General features: G+C 71.0%; 19 protein-coding genes. 9 read left to right on the top strand and 10 right to left on the bottom strand.

The genetic code is table 11. The features are described from left to right. Positions 1-181: 181 nt before the first annotated feature. Positions 182-544, top strand: coding sequence for a YkvA family protein (locus tag ABD340_RS33645; protein ID WP_344594526.1), 363 nt, complete (start codon positions 182-184; stop codon positions 542-544). On the opposite strand, the gene ABD340_RS33640 is transcribed toward ABD340_RS33645, so the two are convergent. Then, on the bottom strand, positions 534-1,301 hold the full coding sequence (locus ABD340_RS33640; RefSeq protein WP_344594525.1) for an IclR family transcriptional regulator: 768 nt from the start codon (positions 1,299-1,301) through the stop codon (positions 534-536). The two genes, ABD340_RS33645 and ABD340_RS33640, sit on opposite strands and share 11 nt — an antisense overlap. 1,702 nt (positions 1,302-3,003) lie before the next feature. On the opposite strand from ABD340_RS33640, the gene ABD340_RS33635 reads away from it, so the two are divergent. The 4 genes from ABD340_RS33635 to ABD340_RS33620 all read left to right on the top strand — a co-directional run bounded on the left by ABD340_RS33635 (position 3,004) and on the right by ABD340_RS33620 (position 8,775). Next, positions 3,004-3,246: a hypothetical protein gene (locus tag ABD340_RS33635; RefSeq protein WP_344594524.1), complete on the top strand. Its 243-nt coding sequence runs from the start codon at positions 3,004-3,006 to the stop codon at positions 3,244-3,246. A gap of 128 nt (positions 3,247-3,374) precedes the next feature. Next, entirely contained in the window at positions 3,375-5,171 is a 1,797-nt protein-coding gene (locus ABD340_RS33630; protein ID WP_344594523.1) for a fatty acyl-AMP ligase, read from the top strand. Between the two features lie 11 nt (positions 5,172-5,182). Then, positions 5,183-7,738, top strand: a complete 2,556-nt coding sequence (locus tag ABD340_RS33625; RefSeq protein ID WP_344594522.1) for an MMPL family transporter — start codon at positions 5,183-5,185, stop codon at positions 7,736-7,738. A 2-nt stretch (positions 7,739-7,740) separates the two neighbouring features. After that, positions 7,741-8,775 carry an alpha/beta hydrolase gene (locus tag ABD340_RS33620; protein ID WP_344594521.1) on the top strand — a complete coding sequence of 345 codons (1,035 nt, stop codon included), beginning with the start codon at positions 7,741-7,743 and terminating at the stop codon, positions 8,773-8,775. 202 nt (positions 8,776-8,977) lie between these two features. On the opposite strand, the gene ABD340_RS33615 is transcribed toward ABD340_RS33620, so the two are convergent. Both ABD340_RS33615 and ABD340_RS33610 read right to left on the bottom strand, forming a co-directional pair. Then, positions 8,978-10,228 carry a glycosyltransferase gene (locus ABD340_RS33615; protein ID WP_344594519.1) on the bottom strand — a complete coding sequence of 417 codons (1,251 nt, stop codon included), beginning with the start codon at positions 10,226-10,228 and terminating at the stop codon, positions 8,978-8,980. An 11-nt stretch (positions 10,229-10,239) separates the two neighbouring features. After that, on the bottom strand, positions 10,240-11,898 hold the full coding sequence (locus ABD340_RS33610) for an MFS transporter (RefSeq protein WP_425547502.1): 1,659 nt from the start codon (positions 11,896-11,898) through the stop codon (positions 10,240-10,242). A 397-nt stretch (positions 11,899-12,295) separates the two neighbouring features. Here ABD340_RS33610 and ABD340_RS33605 point away from each other — a divergent pair, with 397 nt between their 5' ends. Further along, positions 12,296-18,874: an SDR family NAD(P)-dependent oxidoreductase gene (locus ABD340_RS33605; RefSeq protein WP_344594516.1), complete on the top strand. Its 6,579-nt coding sequence runs from the start codon at positions 12,296-12,298 to the stop codon at positions 18,872-18,874. Next, positions 18,849-20,183, top strand: coding sequence for a crotonyl-CoA carboxylase/reductase (gene ccrA / locus ABD340_RS33600; protein WP_344594513.1), 1,335 nt, complete (start codon positions 18,849-18,851; stop codon positions 20,181-20,183). Before ABD340_RS33605 ends, ccrA begins: the two co-directional genes overlap by 26 nt. Here the strand turns inward: ccrA and ABD340_RS33595 are convergent, their stop codons facing one another. The 3 genes from ABD340_RS33595 to ABD340_RS33585 form a co-directional block, all read right to left on the bottom strand. After that, positions 20,184-20,891 carry a hypothetical protein gene (locus ABD340_RS33595; RefSeq protein ID WP_344594512.1) on the bottom strand — a complete coding sequence of 236 codons (708 nt, stop codon included), beginning with the start codon at positions 20,889-20,891 and terminating at the stop codon, positions 20,184-20,186. Between the two features lie 283 nt (positions 20,892-21,174). Continuing rightward, positions 21,175-21,312 carry a hypothetical protein gene (locus ABD340_RS33590; protein ID WP_344594510.1) on the bottom strand — a complete coding sequence of 46 codons (138 nt, stop codon included), beginning with the start codon at positions 21,310-21,312 and terminating at the stop codon, positions 21,175-21,177. Between the two features lie 217 nt (positions 21,313-21,529). Beyond that, the gene (locus tag ABD340_RS33585; protein WP_344594508.1) at positions 21,530-22,141 is read right to left on the bottom strand and encodes a TetR/AcrR family transcriptional regulator; all 612 of its coding nucleotides are present in this window, start codon (positions 22,139-22,141) and stop codon (positions 21,530-21,532) included. 81 nt (positions 22,142-22,222) lie between these two features. Between ABD340_RS33585 and ABD340_RS33580 the strand changes: the two genes are divergently transcribed. Continuing rightward, positions 22,223-23,257 carry an aldo/keto reductase gene (locus ABD340_RS33580; protein WP_344594506.1) on the top strand — a complete coding sequence of 345 codons (1,035 nt, stop codon included), beginning with the start codon at positions 22,223-22,225 and terminating at the stop codon, positions 23,255-23,257. 61 nt (positions 23,258-23,318) lie between these two features. On the opposite strand, the gene ABD340_RS33575 is transcribed toward ABD340_RS33580, so the two are convergent. Then, positions 23,319-23,933, bottom strand: a complete 615-nt coding sequence (locus ABD340_RS33575; protein ID WP_344594505.1) for a class F sortase — start codon at positions 23,931-23,933, stop codon at positions 23,319-23,321. A 1-nt stretch (position 23,934) separates the two neighbouring features. Next, complete coding sequence (locus tag ABD340_RS33570; RefSeq protein WP_344594503.1) at positions 23,935-24,636, bottom strand: hypothetical protein; 702 nt, start codon at positions 24,634-24,636, stop codon at positions 23,935-23,937. 613 nt (positions 24,637-25,249) lie between these two features. Between ABD340_RS33570 and ABD340_RS33565 the strand changes: the two genes are divergently transcribed. Further along, positions 25,250-25,927 (top strand): hypothetical protein, encoded by a 678-nt coding sequence (locus ABD340_RS33565; protein WP_344594502.1) that lies wholly within the window; start codon positions 25,250-25,252, stop codon positions 25,925-25,927. A 4-nt stretch (positions 25,928-25,931) separates the two neighbouring features. On the opposite strand, the gene ABD340_RS33560 is transcribed toward ABD340_RS33565, so the two are convergent. Both ABD340_RS33560 and ABD340_RS33555 read right to left on the bottom strand, forming a co-directional pair. Further along, positions 25,932-26,279 (bottom strand): DUF6572 domain-containing protein, encoded by a 348-nt coding sequence (locus tag ABD340_RS33560; RefSeq protein WP_344594501.1) that lies wholly within the window; start codon positions 26,277-26,279, stop codon positions 25,932-25,934. Positions 26,280-26,304: 25 nt separating this feature from the next. Beyond that, positions 26,305-26,892 (bottom strand): PD-(D/E)XK nuclease family protein, encoded by a 588-nt coding sequence (locus ABD340_RS33555; RefSeq protein WP_344594499.1) that lies wholly within the window; start codon positions 26,890-26,892, stop codon positions 26,305-26,307. Positions 26,893-26,968: the final 76 nt, after the last annotated feature.

The raw sequence follows: 26,968 nt of genomic DNA, 5'->3' as shown, positions 1-26,968 counted from the left end.
GCGAGGCGAGTCGGGCACGAACCATCCCGGGGCAGGCAGGAAGTCTGACAACCGACTACGAAGACATCAAACGAGGCATTTCGGTCCTTGTGGAAGGGAACAACCCGGGCCTCCGCTGCGTCGTACATGAACGTGGGCGTCGCGGGGGCGCGTCCGCCTCAACGTTCGAAGAGGAGAACCCGTGGACCGGAAGCGTAGCGCTGCCGCCGCCGGGCAGGCCTGGAACATCTACAGCGAAACCCTCGAGGCCGACGCGCCGCGCATGGGCGAGCGCGTGCGCGCCGTCCCGCGCATGCTGAAGTCGGCGCTGCGCGGGCAGTACAAGGGCCTGTCGTTCAAGACGCTCGGCATGCTCGCGGTGGGCCTGGTCTACATCCTGTCGCCGCTGGACGCCGTCCCCGACGTCCTGGTGCCGCTCGGCGTCGCCGACGACACCGGAGTGGCCCTGTGGCTGGCCACCGTCCTCGTCCGCTCCGCGGGCGACTACGTCAAGTGGGAACGCGGCGGCCGTCCCGACGTCGTCGCAGGCGACGTCATCGGCTGACGGGACCGCCGTCGCCCGCGGGGCGCAGCTCACCGGCGAACCGCCCGGCGATCTCGCGCATGACCGGCACGACACCGTTCACCGTCTCCCCGGTCATCCGCGCCGACGGCCCCGACACCGACAACGCGGTCAGCATCGGCGCCCCGAGCAGCGGGACGGCGACGCAGCGGACCCCGATCTCCTGCTCCTCGTCGTCCACCGCGTAGCCCCGCTCCCTGATCCGCCCCAGCTCGGCCAGCAGCGCCTCCGGATCGGTGAAGGTCTTGGGCGTCTGCGGCTCCATCCCGGTCCGCTCCAGGATCTGCCGGACGCGCGCCTCGGGCAGCTGGGCCAGCAGCGCCTTGCCGACGCCCGTGCAGTGGGGCCGCACCCTCCGTCCCACCTCGGTGAACATCCGCATCGAATGCCGGGACGGGACCTGCGCGACGTAGACCGCCTCGTCGCCCTCCAGCACCGCCATGTTGGCGGTCTCGCCCACCTCGTCCACGAGCCGGGTCAGCGCCGGACGCGCCCACGACCCGAGCAGCCGGCCCGCACTCTCGCCCAGCCTGATCAGCCGCGGGCCCAGCGCGTACCGCTTGGACGGCTCCTGGCGGACGTAGCCGCGGTTGACCAGCGTCCGCATCAGCCGGTAGATGGTCGGCATCGGCAACCCGGACACCTCGGTAAGCTCCGAGAGCGCCATCTCGCCCCCGGCGTCCGCCAGATGCTCCAGCAGCTCGAAGGCACGCTCCAGCGACCGTACGGCCTCCGCCACAGGCCCCTCCCCTCGTCGCGATCCCCACATTCTACGGAGTTTTGATTTCGCTTGACGAAAGCTCACTCAGCGAGGCCCCGCGCTTAGCGAAAGACGCCGCCGTACCACAATGATTACGCTCCGTGGTCGAGTGGTAATACTCCCTACGGACGGTTCCCCGTGAGAGGGGAAGCGAGTGCCAACGGGGGGTCGCGTGAGCAGCGTCCAGCGCATCGGGGCCACCGCGGCGTGCACGGCCCTCCTCACCATCCCGGCCCCGTCCGCCTTGGCCAGCGGTCCGGTACGGCTGTCGGCCTCATACACGTCCACAGAACGAGGCGGAACCCACACCTACACCTTCCGCATACGCGCCAGGGGCGGTGCGGCCAGAGGTGTCACCCTGCGCTTGGCGCCCGAGGGCGCCGTCATCTGGAAACACCGCCCGGCACAGTGCCGTCCCGACATGCGCTGCACTTTGGGCACCGTCAGGGCAACCCGCACGCTCCACGTCGCCACCCACTCGCGACGGCCCCCCGCCATCGTGGCCACCCTCGCCGCGGACAACGTCCCTCAGAAAACACACCTCCTGGTCCAGCCCCGACAGAAGTCGCGTGGCGGACCTTCCAGGCTCGAGTCGCCCCCCAAGCCACCTGCGATGCCACCCCGTCCCCAGCGCCCGCCGATGTCGGTTCCGTGGACCCACGCAGCACCGAAGACACCACGCGGTGTGGCCCCACCATCAAAGCTCCTAGAACCACCCCACCTGCCTCAGACCCCACCCCATGCTGCAAAGCAGCCGCACGTCCCTGAGTCGTCGTACGCGGTCAGACCGCCCCAAGCTCCTCAGACGCCGCATGCTGTTCAGTCGCCGCCGTACGTGGCGAAGCCGCCCCAGGTTTCTCAAGGGCCGCGTGGGGCGAAGCCGTCCCATGTTGTTCAGGTGCCGCATGGAGCTAACGCGCCGCACGTTCCTGAGGGGCCGTACGTAGCGAAGCCGCCTCAGGTTTCTCAGGGGGCGCGTGGGGCGAAGCCGTCCCATGTTGTTCAGGCGCCGCATGGGGCTAACCCGCCGCGCGTTCCTGCGTGGCCGTACGTGGCGAAGCTGCTCCGGGTGTCTCAGGGGGTGCGTGGGCCGAAGCCGCCCCATATTCCTCAAGAGCCGCGTGGGGCGAAGCCGTCCCATGTTGCTCAGGTGCCGCATGGAGCTAACCCGCCGGACGTACCTGCGTGGCCGTACGTGGCGAAGCCGCCCCATATTCCTCGAGCGCCTCACGGTGCAAACCCGTGGCATGCGGCGAAGCCGCCGCACATCCCTGAGCCGCCGTATGTAGTTAACCCACCGCACTTCCCTCAGGTGCCGCATGCAGTCGGACCGCCGTACGCGCCGAAGCCGCCGCATATTGCTCAATCGCCGCACGGTGCCAACCCGCCGCATGCTGCGAAGCCGCCCCACCTTCCTAAGCCGCCGTACGTGCCGAAGGCGCCGCATATTGTTCAGGCGCCGCACGGTGCCAACCCGCCGCACGTCCCTGACTCGCCGGTAGTCAAGCCGCCGCTTGCTGGTAAGCCGCCCCAGGTTCCTCAGGGGCCGCAGGGTTTCGAGTCGCCGCGGCCCGAGGGAGGTGGGGGTCCGCCTAAGGCCGTGCAAGGCGGGGGTTTGGAGAATGGGGCGGCGCCTGCTGGGAAGTTCCCGGTCGTCTCTCCGCAGGAGCCGTTGGGGCCGGTGTCGCCGACGTTGCCGCCGGCGCCCTCGCTGGTGCCTCCGCCTTCGGTGGCGTCGCGGCCGGCCACGGGCGGCAGCGCCATGAAGCTGGTCGCTCCGTCCTTGCAGGAGGACGAGCAACGGAATTGGGCATCGCTGGTCGCCGCTGTGCTGGTCACCGAGGCCACCCTGCTGTGGCTGCTGACCTGCCTCCTGCTGGTGCGGCGCCGCTTGGCCCTGGTGCGCCTTTCGCGAGAGCGCTGACGTGGCCGGTTGTCACCGTCGTGATAAAGCGACGCGGACCGAATGTGCGTCTGGACCGATGCCTTCGCGTTCTACCATCCGGTAGCTTCACGCTGCACGGTCGAACCGTTCAGGCCAGGAGTGGACCAATGGCACTGGGCTCGCTGCTTCCCGAACTCCAGCCCGGCGGCCCCGGCCGTACCCCGCTGATCGAGCGGGTCGGCCGCTGGGCCGCGGAGCGGCCGGACGCGCCCGCCTTCACCTTCGTCGACTTCTCGCTGGACCCCGCGGGGACGGAGATCACCGCGACCTGGGCCGAAGTGGACCGGCGGGCCCGGGCCACGGCGGCGCGGCTGCGGCAGAAGGCCGGGCCCGGTGAACGGGTCGCGCTGCTGCTGCCGCAGACCCTCGAGTACATGATGACGATGCTCGGGGCGATGTACGCGCGGGTGGTGGCGGTGCCGCTGTTCTCCCCCGATCTGCCGGGGCACGCCGACCGGCTGATCGGCGCGTACACCGACGCCGAGCCCGTGCTGATCGTCACGTCCCGCGGCGCGTTGCCGCATGTGGAGAAGTTCCTGGCCGACCATGACGTGCCGCGGCCCCGGGAGATCATGTTCGCGGACGGGATCGACGAGGGCCTGGCCGAGTTCTGGCGGGGCGGGCCGATCGGCTTCGACGATCTGGCGTACCTGCAGTACACCTCGGGTTCGACCCGCCGCCCGGCCGGGGTGGAGATCACGCACGGGAACGTCACGGCGAACGCGGCGCAGCTTTGGGCGGCCTGGTCGCCGGACGGGCCGCATCCGGAGCTGGTGAGCTGGCTGCCGCTGTTCCACGACATGGGGCTGATCGCGACGATGGCGCTGCCGATGGTGCGCGGCGATCACGCGATCTACACCGATCCGGTCTCGTTCATCATGAACCCGATGCGGTGGGTCGAGCTGATCGCGTCAAGGCCGAACAAGAACGTCTATACGGCCGGGCCGAACTTCGCCTACGAGTACGTGGCGTCCACGGCCGTCCCGGAGCGGGTGGCGGAGCTGGATCTGAGCGGTCTGGTGACGTGCCTGAACGGGGCGGAGCCGATCCGTCCGGCGACGCTGTCGGCGTTCGCGGACGCGTTCGCGCCGGCCGGGCTGCGGCCCGGCGCGCAGGCGCCGGGGTACGGGCTGGCGGAGGCGACGGTGTTCGTGGCCGCCGCCGCGCAGGACGTCCCGCCGAAGATCGTGACGGTGGACCGCGAGGCGCTGGCGCGGGGCCTGCTGCGGGCGTGCGCGGCGGGGGACGAGCGGTCCGGGCCGCTGGTGTCGTGCGGGCGTCCGGTCGGGCAGTACGTGGCGATCGTCGATCCGGAGACGCGGATCGAGCAGCCCGACAGCCTGGTCGGGGAGATCTGGGTGCACGGCCCCAACACCGCGCGCGGCTACTGGCGCAACACCGAGCGCAGCCAGGAGGTGTTCGGCGCCGAACTGGCCGACGCGGGCGTCCTCCCGGCCGGGCCGTGGTTGCGGACCGGCGACTACGGCGTGGTCCACGAGGACGAGCTGTACGTCACGGGCCGGATGAAGGACCTCATCATCGTGGACGGCCGCAACCACTACCCGCAGGACATCGAGCTGACCGTGCAGGAGGCGCACCAGGCGGTGCGGCCCGACCACGTGGCCGCGTTCGCGGTGCCGGGCGAGGGCACCGAGCGGCTGGTGCTGGTGGCCGAGCGCAACCGCCGCGTCCCGCTGGCGCGGCTGGATCTGGCGGAGGTGGAGTCGGCGGTGCGGGCGGCGGTGGCCGTCGAGCACGAGTTGAGCGTCCAGGACTTCGTGGTGGTGGAGCCGGGCTCGGTGGCGCGTACCTCCAGCGGCAAGATCGCCCGCGCCGCGACCCGGCGCAGGTATCTGGACGGGGAGCTGCCCGCCAGCGCGGGCCGGCTGGCCGGGCGCGGCTGAAGCGGAGGATCATGCTCGCCGGGCTGGGGCGTCTCATCCACCGACGGCGCTGGTCCGGCCTCGTCCTGATCCTGCTGCTGACCGCCGGCGCGGGGGTGTGGGGCCTGGGCGTGTTCGACAAGTTCGCGCAGGGCGGGTTCGAGGACCCCAAGGCGTCCTCGACGCTGGTCGCCAAGCTGGGCGCGAGCTACTTCGGCAGCACCGACCCCGATGTGATGGTCCTCTACAGCAGCGACACGATGACGGTGGACGACCCGCGCTACATGGGCGCGGTGATCACCACGGTGGCGCGGCTGCCCAGGCAGCAGGTGGCCGAGCTGATCTCGTACTGGTCGTTCGACGCCGAGGACGCGGCGCCGTTCGCCAGCCGCGACCGGCGCAAGACCTTCGTGGCGATCAAGCTGCGGGGCGAGGACGACGCCGCCAAGCTGGCCGCCTTTCGGGCGATCGAGAAGCGGCTGGAGGCGCCCGGCCTCCGGACCGAGCTGGGCGGCAACGTCCCGCTGGGCGTGGAGTTCGGCGAGCAGGTGGTGGCCGACATCGTCCGGGCCGAGACGATCACCGCGGTGCCGCTGCTGGCACTGTTGATCATCCTGTTCGGGGCGCTGGTGGCCTCGCTGCTGCCGCAGGTGGTGGCGCTGTTCTCCATCGTGGGCGGGCTGGCGGTGCTGCACGCGGTCACCTATGTCACGGGCGTGACCTCGTTCGCCCTCGAGGTCGTCACGATGATGGGCGTCGGCCTCGCGATCGACTATTCGCTGTTCATCGTGTCCCGTTTCCGGGAGGAGCTGGCGCGCGGCATGGAGGCCAAGGGCCTGCCGCAGGGCAAGCCCTGGAAACGCCTCGCCGACCGCAAGGAACGCAGGGCGGACCGGAAGGCGTACAGGCGCGCTCTCGACCCGGTGCGGCGGGACGCCCTCGCCCGCACGATGAGCACCGCGGGCCGCACGATCGTCGTCTCCGGCGTCACCGTCTCTGCGGCACTCGGCGGCCTGCTGCTGTTCCCGCAGCTGTTCCTGCGCACCATCGGCCTGGCCGGCATCGCCACCGTGATGGTGGCGGTGTTCGGCGCGACCGTCCTGCTCCCGGCCCTCCTCGCCGTCCTCGGCCCCAAGGTCGAGGGCGGCCGCATGCCGTGGCGGCGGCCCGGTGCCAAGCGCGCGCGGCGAGACCCCGACAGCGGCTTCTGGTACCGGCTCGGCCACAGCGTCATGAAGCATCCCTTGCCGTACTTCGCTGTCGTGCTGGTCATCCTCGGGGTGCTGTTCGGACCGTTCCTCAACGTGCAGTTCAGCAGCGTCGACGCGCGCGTGCTGCCCAAGGACAGCGCGACCCGCGGTGTGGTGGAGACCGTCCAGCGCGACTTCCCCAACGGCTCCGCCGAGCCGATCGACGTGGTCGTGTCCGGTGACCTCGTCCCGCGCAACTGGCGGCCCGCCCGCGCGGGCGACAACATCCCGCCGTACCTGGAGCGCTTCCGCAAGCGGCTCGCCGCGCTGCCGGGCGTCACCGACGCCAAGTTCACCGGATACTCCGGAACCTACGGCGGCGTGCGCATCTCCATCACGCACCGGTACCGGCCGATGGCCCCGCAGGCACAGGACCTCGTCAAGCGCGTCCGCGCGATGGACCTGTCCAAGGACGGCTACCCGATGCACATCGACGTCGGGGGCGGCACGGCCGCGCAGATGGACCTGATGTCCAGCCTCACGCGCACGCTGCCGGTGATGGCGACCGCCGTCGGCATCGTCACGTTCGTGCTGCTGTTCTTGTTCTTCGGCTCGGTGGTGCTGCCGCTCAAGGCGATCGTGATGAACGTGCTGTCCATCGGCGCCTCGTTCGGCGCGATCGTGTGGGGCTTCCAGTACGGGCACCTGGCGGGCCTGCTGGATTTCACCCCGACCGGCGGGGTCGAGGCCACTAGCATGATCCTCATCTTGGCCGTGGTGTTCGGCCTGTCCATGGACTACGAGGTCTTCCTGCTCAGCCGGATCCGCGAGGAGTGGGACCGCACTCGCGACAACCGCGCCGCGGTCGCCGTCGGCATGCAGCGCACCGGCGGCATCATCACCAGCGCGGCGCTGCTCTTCCTCGTCGTCATCGGCGCGTTCAGCACGGCCGGGATCACGGTCGTGAAGCTCATCGGCGTCGGCATGTTCGTCGCCGTGGTCGTGGACGCGCTGCTGGTGCGCTCGCTGCTCGTACCGGCCACCATGCGCTTCATGGGCGCCGCCAACTGGTGGCTCCCGCGCCCGCTGGCCGGGCTCCACGCCCGCATGGACCTGAGGGAACACGGCGTCCCGTCGACCGCGCCCAAGGCAGCACCGTCACCCGTTCCGTACGCGCTCCAATGGAAAAAGCCCGTGCCTGAGGAGCAGGGCGACTCGGACGTGACGTTCAGGCCGCCGGACGAGCCCCGGCCCCAGGGGGAAGGGCAGAGCGCTCCCTGGGCGCCGTGGGCGAATGGGCAGCCGCAGCCTAGACCACAACGCAACAGCATCAGCAAGCGCGAGATAGTCCCCGGCCCCGACGGTTCGGGGTGGCGCTGGAGAGACAGTGAAGGGTGAGCATGTCAACTGACGCACGCAGCCGGGTCGCGAGGCGCGGCGGGGCGGTGCTGGCCGTCGCGGCGGTGGGGGCGGCGGCGGTGCCGCTGGCCGCCGTTCCGGCCGGCGCGACCGTCGGGTTCAAGAAGGCCGACAACGGCGCGAGCATCACCGGGTACCGCTGGCTGAACAAGGGGAAGACGGCCTTCGACTTCACGGTCAAGTCCCCGGCCCTGGGCAGTTCCCAGAACGTTCGGGTGCTATTGCCGAAGGGCTGGAAGTCCAACTCGAACCAGAGTTGGCCCGTGGTGTACGCATACCACGGAGGCAACGACAATTACACGTCGTGGACGCGTAAGAACAGCACCGATATCGAAGCGCTGTCCCGCAAGTGGGGCGTCATGGTGGTGATGCCCGAAGGGGCTAACGGCTCGTACACGAACTGGTGGAACAGCGGTAAGGGCGGCACTCCCCGATGGGAGGACTTCCATTTGCGTGAGGTGCGCCAGCTGGTCGAGCGCAATTATCACGCGGGCGGTTCCCGGGCCGCGATGGGCATCTCGTCCGGTGCGCAGGGGGCGTGCACGTACGCGGGCAGGGCGCCGGGCATGTTCCGGTACGCGGCGTGCTTCAGCGGCATTCTCTCCATGAGCTCCCCCGGCATCCCGTCGCTGCTGATGTACACCAACAGCGGCAACGGCAACGACCCGTACGCGATCTGGGGCCTGCCCTGGATCGACAAGGCCAACTGGGACGCGCACGACCCCATCAAGCTGCTGCCCAGGATGAAGGGCACGCGCCTGTACGTCTCGTCCGGCACCACGGGCCGGCGCGGTCCGCTGGACTCGCCGAACGTCGCTCCCTGGGACGTCGGCTACCTGAGCGAGCGGGCGATCGGCCCGACGGTGCGGGAGTTCGCCGCGCGGGCGAAGCAGGTGGGGGTTCCGGTCACCGCGCACATCTACGGCGACGGCAGGCACGCCTGGCCGTACTGGAAGCGGGAGATGCACACCGCTTGGCCGGTGATGATGAAGACCCTCGGCGCTGTGTCTTCGTAGTCCCGGCCCAGGGTGCTCGCCTGGCGGGCTGTGTTTATTCAATCCCGGCCCAGGGTGCTCGCCTGGCGGCTCGCACCCTGACCGTGCTTGGTGCGAGCGCACACATCGCTTCGCGATCTGGCCGGTGAGGCTTGCCTTCGGCATCGCATCACCGGCCAGGTAGCGCGCTCGCGCCGTACTTGAGGCCACGTCGAAACAGGTCCTACGTGAGGTTGTCGAGGATGGCGCAGGCGCGTGCGGTGCCGTCCTCTGCGGCGATGCGGCGTCCTAGCGCGGCGGCACGGTCGGCTATCGCGGGTGTCTGAACGGCTTGCCGTATGGCGTGCGCCAAGCGGTGCGGATTCATCTCGCGGAACGGCAGCGGTGCCGGGCCCGCGCTAAGGGCCGCGATCCGTTCGCCCCAGTACGGCTGGTCACCGAAGAATGGGCAGACGACCGTTGGAACGCCGGCGCGCAGCCCTGCACTGGTTGTTCCCGCCCCTCCGTGGTGGACGACCGCAGCCATTCGAGGGAACAGCCAGGCATGCGGTACGTCCCGCACGGCGAGCACGTCGTCGTCGGACGTTCCAGTAGCGGCACCTTGCACGATCCCCCGGACCCCCGCCTTCCGTAGTGCCGCACGAACCATGCGGCCGGTCGCCTCTGGGTCCTTAGGGCGCATGCTGCCGAACCCCACATACACCGGTGGCGGGCCTGAGCCCAGGAAGTCGGCCAGGACGGAGGGCGGTTCCCAGTCGGGTTCGTCGAGGAACCAGTAGCCGGTCAGGTGCACGTACTGCGGCCAGTCCCGAGGCCGTGGGACGACAGCTTGGCTGAAGGCTGCCAGCACTGGGTGTCCCTTGCGGCGGATGTCCTGCAAGGGGCCTCGTAAGGAGAGCGGGTGCAGGCCTAAAACGTCGCGCCGCCACGGGTTGATGAACGGCCGGGAGAGCTGCCATGCGATCTGGTCGATGGCCAGGAACCCGAGCCGGTTGCCCCACGTTCCCAGGAACCGTGTGTGCGGGACGAACGGGTGCGGGAACGCCCCGGTCGGGTGGCTCGGCTGGAAGTGGACGAGCGCCCACGGGACGCCCAGGTGCTCACCCAGATGCTGGGGAAGCATGCCCAACGTGGGGCCGATGATGAGGTCGGCCCCTTTGCAGGCGTCCAGGCACTCGGTGAGGAGGCGCTCGGCCATCGGTCCCAGGATTCGCCTGAATCCGCCTAGGAACTTGATCGGGTTGCGTCCTCCGGCCAGAAGCTCTTGACCGGCTTCCGAATCGAGGATTTCGGTGGGGTCGGCTGTTAGCGGCGCAAGCTCGATCCCAGGCTTCGTCGCCATCGAGGCGTACCGTCCGCTGGCGACCAGCCGTACGTGGTCGCCCCTGGACGACACCATGGCCTGGGCGAGTGCCACGCACGGCTGGATGTCGCCCCGGGAACCCGCCGCGATGATGACGACCGTTCGACTCACGCGACCTCTGGTCAATGGGAATCCTCAGGCACGTACGGCTGGTACCAGCCCTTCGGCGGGGGCGGGGGGTGCCACGCGCTGTCGTCGCTGCGCCCTTCCTCGTGCGGCGCAAGCGTGTGCTTGACGGTCGGCGGCTCGGAACGAGTCTCGCGGGACGGCTGGTCGGCAGGGGGCGGGGAGTCGGCGGGGTAGGCGGGGTAGCGGGGCGGCCCGGTGTAGGCAGGACCCGAGGTGGTCACGGCCAGTCCCTCCCAAGGGTTGCGGAAAGAGCCGAGGAGATCCGTATGGTGCGGCGCGGGCGGGGCGGGTTCGGGCGCGGCGGGCTGCGGCGCCCCGGCTGTGCCCTCCGGAGCGGTGGGGGGTCGGCGGGCGGGCAGCGTCATCGCGCTGATGACGCCGCCGATCAGGACCAGGGCGGCGCCGATGATGAGGCCGGAGGCGGTGCCCTGCCGGAACGCCTCCAGTTCGGCGGCGGAGGCGTCCTGCCGGGGCACCTCGTGGATCAGCAGCCCGATGATCGCGATTCCGAACGCCCCGGACACCTCGCGGATCACGTTGAGGATGCCGCCGGCCAGCCCGGCCTGCTCGTCGGGCACGGCCTTGAGCACGTACATCGCCAGCGGCATGCACATGGCCGCGCCGATCCCGACGACGAGGACGCCGGGCATCAGGTCGGCGAAGCCGTCGTCTCGGCGCAGCATGGAGAACAGCACCATGCCGAAGGCCATCGCCGCCATCCCGCCGCCGATGGCGGTGCGCGGTCCGGCCCTGGCGGCCAGCCAGAACGCGACGGGTGTCATCACCAGGACCGCGATCGCCGAGGGGAACATGACCAGGCCGGCCTTGGGCGGGGAGAAGCCCAGGTAGGTCTGCAGGAACGTCGCCGAGTAGAAGACCATGCCGTTGAAGCCGATGCCCCAGAGCATCTGCGACAGCAGCCCGCCGACGAACACCCGGTTGCGGAAGAACCGCAGGTTCATCATCGGGTCGGGGGCCCAGGCCTCCACCACGACGAAGCACGGCAGCGCGATGGCGGCCAGCGCGAAGACGCTGAGTACCGACGGGTCGGTCCAGCCGTGCTTGCGTCCGGACTCCAGGCCGTAGGCCAGCGCGAACACCATGGTCGCGGAGATGAGGACGCCGGGCAGGTCGACGCGCGCCGAGGTGTTCGGGGCCTCGGCCGTCAGCACCGCGGTGCCGAGCGCGATCACCAGGATCCCGGCCGGGATGTTGATCAGGAAGATCCAGCCCCAGTGCCAGTGCGAGACGATGAGCCCGCCGATGGCGGGGCCGAGCGCGGTGGCGGCGGACGCGGCGCCCACCCACACGATCGTGCCGACCGAGCGCTGCTTGTCGGTGCGCCCGACGGTGACCATGACGAGGGAGGCGGGCAGCGCCAGGGCGGCGCCGGCGCCCTGCACGATCCGGGCGAGGATCAGCACCATGTCGTCCGGGGCCAGCCCGCACACCGCGGACGCGGTGGTGAAGACCGCCATGCCGGTGGTGAAGGTGACGCGGCAGCCGTACACGTCGGTGAGCCGGCCGCCGGCGATCATCAGGCAGGAGAACATCAGAATGTAGCCGGTGGCCACCCAGTCCTTGGCCGAGTTCGACATGCCGAGCTCGCGGATCATGGTGGGCAGCGCGTTGGCGACCACCGTGTTGTCCATGGTGATCATGAACGCGCTGATGGCGACCACCGTCAGCGCCCATCCGTATCGGCCCCGGGTCACCTGTTCGCGCGGCGCGTTCCGCCCGGTGCTGGAATTCGCCGCTCCCCCCCTATTCGTGAGTGGGCTCGTCCGCTCGCCGTAACTGCTCGCCGGTGCTCAGTGCGGGGTTACTTTTCGCTCGCGTTCTGTCACGGTCTCCGGCCATTTCGCGGGATCCTCGACCACCCCATCAGGCCACATTGCTTACTTCTGAGTCTTGTCATCACCGTGACAAGCCGTCGCTGAGAAAAGTGGTCTGCGTGCGCATCGTGAGCCGGTCGGCCTGGGACAAAGTGGTCCCTCCGCCGAACGCTTGCTTGGTTTCGATCCTCGTTTCGCAGGAGGAGCCGCACGCATGCAGAGCAACGATCGTTCCGGAGCCGCGCACGATGCGCGGGACCAGACGCGGATCAGCGAGGACGCGATTCGCCGGCACCTGATCGAGGAGATCGCGCGCCGCGCCGGGATCACCGCCGCCGAGATCGACCCGGACCGCCCGCTGGAGGAGTTCGGGCTCGGCTCCCGGGACGCGGTGGCCGTCGCCGGCGGGCTGGAGCGGATGCTCGGCCGCGCGCTCCCGGCCACCCTCGTCTGGGAGTACCCGACGATCGGCAAGCTCTCCGTCGCGCTGGCCGAGCTCGCCGCGGGCAAGCCCGCCGCGAGCGCTCCCGCGGCCACGGCGGTGCCCGCCACCACTGGCGGCGCGTACCGGGACGGCGAGCCCGTCGCCGTCGTCGGGATCGGCTGCCGCTTTCCGGGCGGCGACCGCGACCTGACCGGCCCCGGCGACTACTGGCGGTTCCTCACCGGCTCCGGCGACGCGATCCGGGACGTCCCCGAGGGCCGCTGGGACGCCTTCGACGACGGCTCGCCCGAGGTCGGCGACCTGCTGGCCCGCACCACCCGGCTCGGCGGCTTCCTGGACGACGTGGCCGCGTTCGACGCGCGCTTCTTCGGCATCACGCCGCGCGAGGCGGCGGTCATGGATCCGCAGCAGCGCCTGGTGCTGGAGGTGGCCTGGGAGGCGTTCGAGCACGCCGGCCTGGCCCCGGCGGCGTTGCGCGGCAGCCGCACCGGCGTGTTCGTGGGCGTGTCGGCGCCCGAGTACGCGGCCTTCACCGCGTCCGACCCGGTGGCGCTGGAGGCGTTCACCGCGACCGGCGCCGCGCTCAGCATCATCGCCAACCGGCTGTCGTACCTGCTGGACCTGCGCGGGCCCAGCATGATCGTGGACACCGCGTGCTCGTCGTCGCTGGTCGCCGCGCATCTGGCGGTGCAGGCGCTGCGCCGCGGCGAGGCGGACGTGGCGCTGGCCGGGGGCGTGAACCTGCTGCTGTCGCCGACGATCACGATGACGTTCGACCGTGCCGGGGGCACCGCCGCCGACGGCCGCTGCAAGGCGTTCGACGCGTCCGCCGACGGGATGGTGCGGGCAGAGGGCTGCGGTGCCGTGGTCCTCAAGCGGCTGCCGGACGCGCTGCGCGACGGCGACCGCGTGCTGGCCGTGATCCGCGGTTCGGGCGTCAACTCCGACGGCCGTTCCAACGGGCTGGTCGCGCCCAGTTCCGACGCGCAGAAGACGCTGCTGCGCGAGGTGTACGCCGCCGCCGGGGTCGATCCGCGCGAGGTCGACTACGTGGAGGCGCACGGCACGGGCACGCTGCTGGGCGACCCGATCGAGGCGAAGGCGGTCGGCGAGGTGCTGGGCGCGGGCTCGGGACGCGACGCCGGCGCGCCGCTGCTGCTCGGCTCGGCCAAGTCCAACCTCGGGCACATGGAGTCGGCGGCGGGCATCGCCGGGCTGATCAAGACCGTGCTGGCGCTGCACCACCGGACGATCCCGCCGAGCGTCCACTACAAGGAGCCGAACCCGCACATCCCGTTCGAGGAGCTGCGGCTGTCGGTGGTGGCGGAGGAGACGCCCTGGCCCGACCGCGGCCGTCCTGCCCGCGCGGGCGTGTCGGGTTTCGGGTTCGGCGGGACGAACGCGCATGTCGTCCTGGAGGAGGCGCCGCCGGGGAAGGCCGGTGACGATCCGGCGGCGGTCCGCGCGTTCCCGCTGTCGGACGTCGACGACGAGCGCGTCCGCGACCATGCCGGGCTGCTGGCCCGCTGGCTCGCCGAGAATGACGACGTGCGGCTGTCCGATCTGGCCGTCACGCTGCACCGCCGCGCCGCCCGCGGCCGGGCACGCGCCGCCGTCGCCGCCCGCGACCGGGCCGCCTTGGTGGACGGTCTCCTGGCACTCGCGGAGGGCCGCCCGCACCCGGCCGTCGTCACCGGGACCGCGCTGGGCGCGCCCGGCCGTCCCGTGTGGGTGTTCTCCGGGTACGGCGCGCAGCGTCCGGGCATGGCGCGGCGGCTGCTGGAGGAGGAGCCCGCGTTCGCCGAGGCGATCGACGACCTCGACACGCTGTTCCAGGACGAGGGCGGCCCGCCACTCTGGACGATCCTGGAGCGCGGCGACGAGCCCGGCGGCCCGGTGGAGACGATGCCGGTGCTGTTCGGCGTGCAGGTCGCGCTGGCCCGCACCCTGTGGTCGTACGGGGTGACGCCGGGCGCGGTGATCGGGCACTCGATGGGCGAGGCCGCGGCGGCGGTCGTTGCGGGCGCGCTGACCGTCGAGGACGGCGTGCGGGTCATCTGCCGGCGTTCGCGGCTGCTGGACCGGCTGGTCGGCGGCGGGGCGATGGCCGTGCTGGGCGCGTCCGCCGAGGAGGTCGCGCGGCTGGCGCACGACCTGCCCGAGGTGTACGCCGCCGTGCACTCGTCGCCGCGGCAGACGGTCGTCACGGGCGACGCCGACCAGATCGCGACGGTGGTCGGGCGGGCCGAGGCGGAGGGCCGGCTGGCGCGCATGGTGAAGGCCGAGGGCGCCGGGCACTCCCCGCAAGTGGACCCGCTGCTGCCGGACCTGCGCGCGGAGCTGGACGGGGTCGGGACCGAACCGGGTACCCCGCTCACCGCGGGCATCCGCCTCTACACCACCGCCCTGGACGACCCGCGCGCCCTCGACGGCGGTGCCCGGCCGGACGCCGCGTACTGGGCCGCGAACCTGCGCAACCCGGTCCGCCTCACCGGCGCGGTCGCCGCCGCCGCCGAGGACGGCTTCCGGACGTTCATCGAGGTCAACGCGCACCCGATCCTCGCGCACGGCCTCGCGGAGACCCTGGAGGGCACCGGCGCGTTCGTCACCCACACGCTCAAGCGCGCCCCCAAGGGCCGGGAGACCGACGACTCCCTGACCTTCCACGCCCGGCTCGGCGCCCTCGCCGCGCACGGCGTGCCGGTCGCGGCGCCCGCCGACGGCGGCGCGGTGATCGACGTGCCGCCGGCGCCGTGGCGGCACGAGCGGTTCTGGGTCGACCATTCCCGGCGGCCGTCCGGGAGCCGCGACGAGCACCCGCTGCTCGGCGCGCACGTCGAGCTGCCCGCCGAGGAGCGGCACGCCTGGCGCGCCGACCTGGGCGCCGCCCTGTGGGACTGGCCCGCCGGCGCCCGCGTGCACGGCCTGCGGGTGCTGCCGGTCGCGGCGTTCGCCGAGATCGCGCTGGCCGCCGGCGCGGAGGCGCTCGGCCTGGACGCGGTCCGCGTCAACGGCCTGTGGCTGGAGCGGCCGCTCGCGCTCGCCGAGCACACCGTGGTCACGACCACCTTCGACGAGGACGAGCAGCGCGTCGAGACGCACGCGCGGACCCCCGCCGGCGCCTGGGTCCGGCTGGCCAGTGCCGATGTCGGCGCCGATCGGCGCCGGTCCGCCGAGCCGCCGGCCGGGGCGTCCACCGAGGTCGCCGGCGTCGCGCGCGGCAGCCGCCACTACCGCCTGCACCCCGAGGTGTTCGACCGCTGCCTGGCGGTGCTGTCGGCCGAGGCGGAGGCGCTCGACGGCGGCCCCGGCGTCTGGCTGGCCGAGACGATCGGGAGCCTGCGCGTGCACGGGCCGGCGCACCGCGGCGGCCATGTCCGCGCCCGGGTCGTCCGGAACGAACCGGACGACGGGAACCTTGCCGGGGCGGTGTGGCTCCTCGGCCCGGACGGCGCCGTTCTGGCCGAGGCCACCGGGATCGTGCTGCGCCGCGTCGCGCGCGCCGACGTGCCCGTCCCGCTGGGCGACAAGCTCGTCGAGGTCGTCTGGGACGAGACCGAGCCGCCCGAGCCCACCCGGTCCGACCACGCGTTTCTGCTGCTCGCCGAGGACGACGACGCGCTTGCCGCCGCCACCGCGGCCGAGCTCGCCGCCCGCGGGCGCCGCGTCGTCCGGCACCGCCTCACCGAGCGGCCACCGGACGGGCACCCGCCGATGGCCGACCCCCCGGACGCGGTCGTCCTCGTCCCGCCCGCCGACCTGGTCGACGAGGACCTGGTCCTCACCGTCGCCGGAGTGAGCCGCTCGCTGCCGGACGGACCCCGGCTGTGGGTCGCGACCCGGGCCGTGCTGCCCGTCCCGGACGGCGAGGCGGGCGAGCCCGCGCAGGGCTTCGTCGGCGCGCTGACCCGGGTGCTGGCGTTCGAACGGACCGTCCAGCGCGCCACCCTCGTCGACGTCGACCGCCCGGCCGACCTGGTCACCGAGATCCTCGGCGACGGCGACGCCCGCGAGGTCGCCTGGCGCGGCGGCCGCCGCCGCACCGCCCGGCTCGCCCGCGCCGCGCTCGACCCGTCCGCCCCCGCGCCCCCCGGCGTGCCGCCCGTGCAGAAGACCGCTGCGGACGGACGGCACGCCGGGGATTCCACCGCGCGGCGCCGGATCGTCCGCCGCGGCGGCGCTTACGTGATCAGCGGCGGTTACGGCGGCATCGGGCTGGTCACCGCCGAGCTGCTGGCCGCCCGCGGCGCCGGCCGGATCGTGCTGTCGGGACGGTCCGGCCCGGACGCCGACGCCGAGAAGGTGATCGCCCGGCTGCGCGAGCGCGGCACGGACGTCGCGGTCGTGCTCGGCGACATCGCCGCACCCGGCGTCGCCGAACGCCTGATCGCGGTGGCCCGGGAGGGCGGCGGGCGGCTGGCCGGCGTGCTGCACGGCGCCGGCGCCCTCGACGACCGGCTGATCGCCGACCTGGGCCCGGACGACCTGCACCGGGTCTGGCACGCCAAGGTCGAGGGTGCCCGGCGGCTCAGCGCGGCCACCTGGGACGCCGGCCTGGACTGGTTCGCCGTCCACTCCTCGGCCGCCGCGCTGCTCGGCTCCCCGGGCCAGGCCGCCTACGCCGCCGCCAACGCCGCGATCGACGCGCTCGTCGCGTACCGCCGCGCGCACGGCCGCGCCGGGACGACCATCAACTGGGGCACCTGGTCCCGGATCGGCGGCGCCGCCGGGCTGGACCTGGCCGTCATCGACCCGATCAGCCCGGACGAGGGCGCCGAGGCCCTTGAGGCGCTGCTGGCCTTCGACCGCCCCGCCACCGGGGTGCTGCGCTTCGACGCCGCCGCCGCGGTGAGCCTGTTCCCCGAGATCGGCCGGATCCCGTACTTCGCCTCGCTCACCGAGGCCGCCGCGAACGGCACGAACGGCGACTGGCCGGGCATGGCCGCGCTCGCCGACCTGGACCAGGCCACCGCCCGCCGCATGGTCGCCGCCCAGGTCCGGAACCGGATCGCCGCCGTGCTCGGGTTCGCCCCCGACCGGCTCGACCCGTCCGTACCGCTCACCGACCTCGGCCTCGACTCCCTGGTCGCGGTACGGATCAAGAGCGGCGTCGAGCACGACCTCGGCCTCACCGTGCCCGCCGCCGTCCTGCTGCAGGGCGCCAGCGCCGGCGCGTTCGAGGAGTGGGCGGCCGGCGAGCTGGGCCTGTCCGGCACGGCCGCACCCCCGGCCGACACCGCCGGATCCGGCTACGTCATGCCCCGCGACGCCGCCGAGCGCCGCGCCGTCCGGCTCTTCGAGGACGTCCTCGGCCTCGACCGGGTCGGCGTCACCGCCGACTTCTACGCCGACCTCGGCGGCCGCACGCACCAGGCCGACCGGATCGTCGCGCAGGTCGCCGCCGAACTCGGCCGCGAGATCACCCGCGGCGAGCTGTTCGAGACGCCCACCGCCGAGCACGTCGCCGGGTTCGTCCGCGCCGCCGACGAGGAGGGCGCCCGGCGGACCGTCCGGCCGCTGAAGCCGTCCGGCACCCGCCGCCCGATCTTCATCGCGCATCCCGCGGGCGGCACCACCGCCTGCTACCGCGGCCTCACCCGGCTCCTGGGCGACGACCAGCCCGTATTCGGGCTGGAAAGGTTCGAGGACGCGCCGCCGGTCGAGGAACGCGCCGCCCGCTACGCCCGGCACCTGGCGGAGGCGCAGCCCGAGGGCGCCTTCCGGCTCGGCGGCTGGTCGTTCGGCGGCGTCCTGGCGTACGAGACCGCCCGACGGCTCACCGCCGCCGGCCGCGACGTCGAACTGGTCGCGCTGTTCGACGCCGGGCTCCCCCGGCCCGTCGAGGACGAGTCCGACACCCTCGCCCGCCGGTTCGCCGCGTTCGCCGACTACATCAACCAGACCTACGGCCTCGACGTCCGCCTCACCTATGACGAGCTGGCCGGCCTGGACGAGGAGTCCCAGTTCGCGCTGCTCATGGAACGGGCGGAACCGCTCGCCGAGCACATCCCCCCGGCCGCCCTCACCCACCAGCTCACCGCACACCAGGACACCCGCTCCCTGGAGGCGTACCGCCCCGCGCCCTACGGCGGACGGGTCGTCCTCTACCGGGCGCCCGAGGAGACGCCGTGGTCGGTGCAGGATGCCCGCTACGTCCTGGACGGCACCAACGGCTTCGGGAACCTCTGCGCCGACCTGGAGATCGTCACCGTTCCCGGGACGCACCACCTCGACCTGCTCGACCCGCCCGGCGTCGAGTTCATGGCCGCGCACCTGGAGGACCTGCTCGCCCGCGTGACCCCGTCCCTCCCGGAGGAGACCCATGGCTCAGCCTGCTCATCCCAGTGACCTGCTCGAAGCCGCCCGCGCGGGCGCCGGCGAGCAGGAGCTGCTGGACCTCGACCTCCCGTCCACCTTCCGCGCCGCCCACACGCTGAAGGACGAGGTCGGCATCTTCGACGGCCAGGCCGACAAGGACGTGCGCCGCTCGCTGCACGTGGGCGAGGTCGCGATGCCCGAACTGGCCCCGGACGAGGTCGTGGTCGCGGTGATGGCCGCGGCGATCAACTTCAACACGGTGTGGTCGGCGATCTTCGAGCCGGTCCCCACCTTCGCGTTCCTGGAGAAGTTCGGCCGGCAGGGCTGGCACGGCGCCCGGCACGACCTGCCGTACCACATCCTCGGCTCCGACGCCGCCGGCGTCGTCGTCCGCTGCGGCTCCGGCGTGAAGGGCTGGAAGCCCGGCGACCGCGTGGTCCTCTCCCCGTCCTACGTCGACGAGGAGGACCACGGCTCCTACGACGACGGCATGATGAGCGAGTCCCAGCTCGCCTGGGGCTTCGAGACCAACTTCGGCGCCCTCGGCGAGTTCTGCGTCGCCAAGGCCAACCAGCTCATCCGCAAGCCCGCCCACCTCACCTGGGAGGAGGCCGGCTCCAACACCCTGTGCGCCGCCACCGCGTACCGGATGCTCGTCGGCAGGCACGGCGCCCGCATGAGGCAGGGCGACGTCGTCCTGATCTGGGGCGCCACCGGGGGCCTGGGGTCGTTCGCGACGCAGCTGGTCAAGAACGGCGGCGGCGTCCCCGTCGCCGTCGTCTCCTCCGACGAGAAGGCCGGCCTCGTCCAGGCCCAGGGCTGCGAACACGTCATCAACCGCAACGAACTCGGCCTCGGCGAGCAGGGCCTGCGGCACCCCAAGGCAGGCCGGGTCTTGGGCGAGGCCATCCGCGGCCTGGTCGGCGAGGACCCCGGCATCGTCTTCGAATATCTGGGCCGCGAAACCTTCGGCGCCTCCGTGTACGTCGCCAAACGCGGCGGCACCATCATCACCTGCGGCTCCTCGACCGGCTACAAGCACGAGTACGACAACCGCTTCCTGTGGATGCGGCTGAAGAGCATCATCGGCTCGCACGGCTTCAACTACCACGAGGCCGTCGAGACCAACCGGCTGATCTCGCTGGGCATGATCCACCCGACGCTCTCGACCGTCTTCCCCCTGGAGGAGGCGGGGGCGGCCACCCGGGCCGTCCAGACGAACCGGCACGTGGGCAAGGTCGCCGTCCTGTGCGGCACCCCGAAGGAAGGCGAAGGCGTCACCGACCACGCCCTCCGCGACCGCGTAGGCGAGGAGCGCCTCAACCTCTTCCGCCGCTGACTACCAGTCCAGCAGCAGCCCGAAACCCTCATCGCAAGACCGCCGAACCCACCCCAGGAGATCGGCCAGACCCTCGGATTCCAACGCGCCCCGGAGAAACTCGTCAAAACTCTCCGGATCCGTCACACGAACACGCTGATTCCGCGGCACCCGATAATTCCACTCCCGCGCCAACGCCACGAGCCCACCGAAATCCGGAGCCGTCCCATCCTCGGGCAGAGGGGCGTCCCAATAGGGAACCGGCGCCACCTCGGGAACCGGCCGAGCCAGAATCCGCTCGCGCACGTCGACCAGCTCAGCCCGTCCCGCCCAAGCATTGGACCGTCCCCGAGTTCCCAGGGCCCGCTCGCGCAGCGCCGACCACTCAACGGCCAGTTGCCGGCTGCTCGCATACCGGTACCAGGCGCGCAGGTAAGCACGATGCGCACCCTCTCGCACCGCCTCAAGATGCGACATCCACGCCCCCAGCACCTGGGGCAGCTCATCAGGCAGGTAACTCCGATACGCAGCCAGCCGCCACTCAGCCGGAAACACCGGACTCAACGTGAAGAGCATGACCCGCCGATAGTTGTCCGGCCCGTCATTGACCTCGACGAACTCGCGCAGCCCAACCGCACCCCCGGGCCGCGTCTCGCCGATCAGATGGTCGAACTCCCCCTCGTACCAGTTCCCCAGCGCCGCGTAAGCGTCCGCCTCAGCCTCGACCAACCGACCAAGCTCCCCGCGAGCAACCTTTCCCCGAACCCGCATCCGAACCCAATCAACACCCACAAGCCCCAACTATGCAACGTCCAGACACGCAGTCCAGCGACGAACGCCCCCGTGCTCTTGCTTGCCCATTCTGGAACACGGCCGACTGTCGCACCCCTTGTAGTTCCGCGTGGTCTACTCCGACGATGGCGACTCGGAACGCCTCCTCGAAGCATGCGTACAGCGGCCCTCCTCCGTGGAGGAGGGCCGCCGGTTCATTCTGAGGCCACGAGGGCCCCGGTCACTTCTCCGGGAGGACCTTCTCGGATTCCTCCCTGGCCTCGTCCTCGGACCCGCCCTCGGCCAGGACTTGGCGGTGGATCTCGTCACTCCTGTCGAGGCGTTGCAGCCTCTCCGCCTGTTCGCGAGACCTAGTCATTAGCTCTCCTTCTCTTGCTCTTGTTTTTTACGGTGCCTAAGGCTCCTGGACAGGCCATAAGAACCACAGGCCACCATCAGAAACCGTCCGGGCCTGCCCAACATCTGCATCACGTTCGGAGTGGGCATCGGCGGTGGCTTACATCGGGCCGGTGTCCACACCGGTGTCGGGCATCGGCCTCACGGCCGGTCCTCGCACAGCAGCGACGCGAACCACATCAGGGCGTGATGTACGCACCAGAGCGGGCCGCGGCCGTGGCGGCTTCGGCGGCTTGGTCGGCGGCGGCCTCGTCGAGAGGGTCGCCGCTGGCCAGCAGGCGGTAGTAGAGGGGGGCGGAGACGGCCCGGATCACTTCCCGAGGGTCGGTGCCCGTGGGCAGTTCCCCCCGGTCGACGGCCTCCTGCACACAAGGGGCCCATTCTGTGATGCGAGCGTCGTAGAAGCGGTGCAGGGCCTCGGCCGTCCGGGCGTCGCACACGGCCGCCGCGATCACCGCCTTGAACAGCATGCCCTGGCGCGGATCGGTGAGGGTCCGCTGGACGAGCCGGGAGTTGGCCTTCAGGTCGCCGAGGAGCGAACCGGTCCGCGCGCGTGGCAGTGACTGCTCGGCCATGTCCATGAGCAGGTCGGCCACCAGGCCGGGCACCGATCCCCAGCGGCGGTAGACCGTGGTCTTGCCCACGCCCGCGCGACGCGCGATCTCGGCGAGGTCCAAGTGGGCGAAGCCCTGTTCGGCCAAGGCGTCGCCCGCGGCCTGGAGTACCGCGGCGCGTACCTGTGCCGTGCGCCCACCGGGCCGGAGCGTTCCCGGCCGTGTCTCCTCACCCAAAAGGGCCTCCAGTTCCGTTAGCTCTCGACTGATGCTACCGTGCATCTAACGGGACCATAGTTCCATTAAGGAAGGTCGATCATGGAATATCGAAGGCTGGGCGCGTCCGGGCTCAAGGTGCCCGCGCTGAGCTTCGGCGCCGGGACGTTCGGCGGCCGCGGCGAACTGTTCGGCGCCTGGGGCGACACCGGCGCACGGGAGGCGCGCCGCCTGGTGGACATCTGCCTCGACGCCGGCGTCACGATGTTCGACACCGCCGACGTCTACTCCGCGGGAGCGTCCGAAGAAGTGCTCGGCGAGGCCGTCAGGGGCCGCCGCGACCAGGTGATCCTTTCCACCAAGGCCGGACTGCCGGTGGGCGACGGCCCCAACGACGCGGGATCCGCCCGCTCCCGGCTGATCAAGGCATGCGAGGACGCCCTGCGCCGGCTCGGGACCGACCACATCGACCTGTTCCAACTGCACGCCTTCGACGCCGGAACCCCCATCGAGGAAGTGCTGGCCGCACTCGACGCCCTGGTGCAGGCCGGAAAGGTCCGCTATCTCGGCGTCTCGAACTTCGCGGGTTGGCAGCTGATGAAATCCCTGGCCATCGCCGACCGGAACAGGCATCCGCGTTACGTCGCCCACCAGGTCTACTACTCGCTGGCCGGGCGCGACTACGAATGGGAGTTGATGCCGCTCGGCCTCGACCAGGGCGTCGGCGCGCTCGTCTGGAGCCCGCTCGGCTGGGGACGGCTCACGGGCAAGGTCCGCCGCGGACGGCCGCTGCCGTCCCAGAGCCGCCTGCATCGGACGGCCGACTACGGGCCGCCCGTCGACGACGACGTTCTGTTCAGGGTCCTGGACGTCCTGGACGAGATCGCGGCCGAGACCGGCAAGGCCGTTCCGCAGATCGCCATCAACTGGTTGCTCCAGCGCCCCACCGTGGCGTCCGTCATCATCGGAGCCCGCAACGAGGAGCAACTCCGCCAGAACCTGGACGCCGCGAGTTGGACGCCGGACCCCGAGCACATTGCGAGACTCGACGCGGCAAGCGCGCTCACCGCGCCCTACCCGTACTTCCCCTACCAGCGGCAAGAGGGCTTCGCCCGCCTCAACCCGTCCCCGGTCTAACCGTCGTTCACGCCCGAGGGCCTGATCCGCGGCCACGGATCAGGCCCTCGGGTGGGTGGGGTCAGGCGGTGACCAGGCGGGTGTAGACGATGAGGTTGTCCTTGTAGTGGCCGGATGCGCGGTCGAAGGCGCCTCCGCAGGTCACCAGCCGGAGGGACGCGTGGTCCAGGTCCGCACCGAAGACCTTCTGGTGCGGGAAGGCGTTCTTGTCCACGCGCTCCGAACGCTCCACGGCGAACGTGGCGGTGGAGCCGTCCTGGCGTCCCACCTGGATCCGGTCGCCGGGCTTGAGGTCCTTCAACCGGGCGAAGACGGCCGCCTTGCCGTTGGCGTCGACGTGGCCGAGCACGACCGACGGGCCGACTTCACCGGGCGTGGGGCCCTCCTTGTACCAGCCGGTCAGGTTGGGACGGCTCAGCGGCGGCTCCTCGATGCGCCCGTCGGGCCGCAGCCCCAGCCGCCCCACTGGGGCCGAGACCCCGATCTTCGAGATGGTGATCTTCGTGGGCGCGGACTCGGCCAGGGACGCGGTGTTCGCCGCGGCGACGGTGGTGCCGCCGGGGCTGGGAGCCGCCGTGCCGGCGGTGTCCCCTCCGCAGCCGGCGAGCAGCAGTCCGGTGAGCAGTGCGCCGGTCGCCGCGCCGAGGGCGCGGCGACCCGAGGTCGGGGCGGGCACCTTACGGCCGCTCCCGGACCGTCCTGCGGCGCAGCGCGAAGGCGCCGAACCCGGCGAGCGCGAACGCGCCCAGACCGGCCGCGGGCAGCGCCGAGCCGTCGCCCCGCTGGGTGCTGCCGTCACCGGTGTCGATCCGGCCGGTGGGGATCTTCGGCTTGCTGGGCTTCATGCCGCCGTCGTTCTTTTCCGGGCTGGTGCTGAACTTGACCGAGCCGAAGCCCTTGCAGACCACCGTGGCGGTCGTGGGGTCGGGCAGGCTCGACCGGAAGGTGCCCGTGGCGGTCCAGCGGTTCGCCCCGGCCTTCTTCACCGTCAGCGGGCTGCGGGTGAAGCCGTTGCCGGTGATGCTCACCGTGTTCGGGCAGGTCACCGTGAACATGGTCGAGCCGCCGGGGACGACGCGGCGGCTGGACAGCTTCACCTTGTCGTACCCGAACGTGAAGCGCGGCTTAGGCGGAGCGGGGGCGGGGGTGTCGTCACCGGGGACGGCGTCCCGCCAGCGGCCTTGCTTCTCGCCGGGCTTCTTGACGCAGATCATGAGCTCGCCGGTCTTGGTCTTACCGCGCTGGCCGAGGTGCTCGTCCTTGCAGAACGCGCCGGGAGTGACCGGGCTGGGGACGGGAGTGGCGAGTGCGGGGGCCGCCATTCCCAGGACCATGGCCCCCGCAGCGAGTCCTGTCGCGGCCAGGCGAGTTGCGCGCATGCCTTTCTCCTCTGATAGGGGACTCTCCGTCGTTTCCAGCGGGCGGGAGACGCGCCCCGGTCTTGGCGGGGGAGCCGCGCGTCGGCGCGGTCGGCACGAGGTGGCGCTCGCCGTACGAGATCCGGTGTGACGGAGGAGAACGATGAGCCCGCAGCTTAGCGACGTTTTGGTGCGACACAAGCAAAAGGTGCAAAAGTAATACTGTGCTGGCCGGATCGGGTCAGCTGTAAACCAATCCTCTTCGTCACGCGACCTGCCGTGAGCCGATAAAGATCCACATTGGCAGTGGCCGCCGCTTGGAGTTGGAGAATTGAGGACTCGTCCCGGTCAGCGGCGGATGCCCAGGACCAGGTTCGCGACCCGTGCCTAGGCGGTAGAGCTTCCCTGTGGCGCATCTCGCCTAGGAGCGGGCCCAACTCGAGCATGGCCGAGGCGACGTCCCGTCCGGGCTCGGGCGAGGAACGCGGCGGCCGCGTTATGCGTGTGCTGCTCTCGGCGAGTTCCTCAGCCCACGCGCGGAGGTCGACGAGCCGGCCGGGCGTTCACTCGGACGGCCCGGCGATAGCCTGGGCGGGTGCCTCCTGGTGAGGGGCCTGGTGTTGGGAGGACGACGGTGAGCAGTGCGGAACCGGAAACCAGTGGCGAACTGAAGAAGGAGTGGGTGCGGAGAGAAAAGAAGGCGCTCGGCACGTTCGGTTTCAAGTCCAGGCCGGGCAACCGGTACGACCTCGTCTTCGGCGACGAATGGCTCGGAACCATTGTGCTGCCCAAGAAGGCCGATCGGGGCTCCACGACGGTGTTCTATCACCCGCCGGGCTGTGCCCTTTCCCATGTCCCGGCCCAGGAGTTGATCCGCGAACTCAGCGGTGCCGGCTCCAAGGCCCCGGAGCAGGTGACGCTTCCGGGAGGCTGGTACGACATACCTTCCGCGGCGACGGTTTTCGAACTTCAGGAACTTAATCCAGGGAATCTTGCGGGCGTCGAAGAGGCTGTCGCCAGGACCACGGAAATGGTCGAGAAGCAGATCATTCCGTGGATGCGGTCCAAGCTGAGTCTGGACGCGGTCGCCGACAGTCTCAGCACACCCCAGGCCACCCCGAGCGCCGAGGCCGGGCGACTCCGGTCGCTGGCCGTCATCGAGCATCTCCGCGGTGGACGAGAGCGGGCGCAAGCTCTCTTGAACGAGTTCACCCGGCAGTTCGGGAACACCGGGATCAAGGAGATCGACGAACCGGACAATCGATTCGCCGTGGAGCTTCAGAAGCTTCTCGACAGTGCGGGCCGGGAATAGGGCGTCAATTCCTCTCGATGAACTCGCGGGGGACGACCTCGACCGCGAAGTCCACGCCGTGCTTCGCGAACAGGCCGGCGCCGCTGGTGAGAAGTTCCACCAGAGGGGGGTCGTCCGGCTCGTCCATGCACACAAGCCGGACCTTGACTTCTTTGCCGCGCATGTCCGGGAATTGCTCCAGGAGCTGTCCGGTCTGGATCACCTCCAGATAGAGGTTGATTTTGTCCAGGATCTGGTCGTTTTGCTCCTCCGAGCCGGAGAACGAACGTGTCTCGACCATCACCAGTGTGTAGGACGACCCGTCCTCGCTCGCGGTGATCTGATCGATGCTGTCCGGATCTTCGACGGTCAATGCGTTCTCCTGTTCGTCACGGCGTCTAGGTCCAGAGTTTGTCCACGGTCCGGCTGCCGGGCGAACTCATCCATTGGTCGAGTTCCTGTTGCCGAGCGGGTCCGGCCGCCCCATCGAGAATGTCGGCGACGGTATGGTTCTCCAGTGCCGTCTTGGTGTCCGCCGGCAGCGAGTCGATGTCCCATCGTTCGACCCGCATCGACGTGATGTCTCCCGCTCGGAGAACATGTCCCTTTGGCATGCCCTCACCCCGCAAGGAGTCCGATCCGACTTCCAGGCCGCCCTTCGGGACCTTTGGATAGTGCTCTTCCTGGGCCTTCCGCAACTTGCCGTCGCCGGACTTGACCTCGACGCCATGGTAGCGCGTGTCCGTTCCCTTGACGACTTGGTCGATGTTGCTGCTGCCCTTGAGTTTCGTTCCCGGTTTGCGGATGTTGACCTCCGAGGCGACGATTCTTTCGCCGCGCTTCTTCGCCGACGCGACCGCGAGGTCATTTCCGATTCTTCCGCGCAGCGCGTTCGTGGAGGGTGTCTTTCCGGGCTTGCTCGACACCAGGCCGGGGTATTTCGATGGTTTCCAGACGGTTCGGGGAAAGCTGCCGGTCGAATTCACTGCTCTGACCAGAGTGGAGTTGCCCGGTATCTGGTTGTTGTTTCGTCCGGAGCCCCCGCCGGAGTTTCCTGGGCCG

Origin of the sequence: Actinomadura vinacea (assembly GCF_039532545.1) — a bacterium.
Taxonomy (GTDB): domain Bacteria; phylum Actinomycetota; class Actinomycetes; order Streptosporangiales; family Streptosporangiaceae; genus Spirillospora; species Spirillospora vinacea.
The sequence above is the reverse complement of the archived record's forward strand: the minus strand, read 5'-3'. Positions and strand labels throughout refer to the sequence as shown.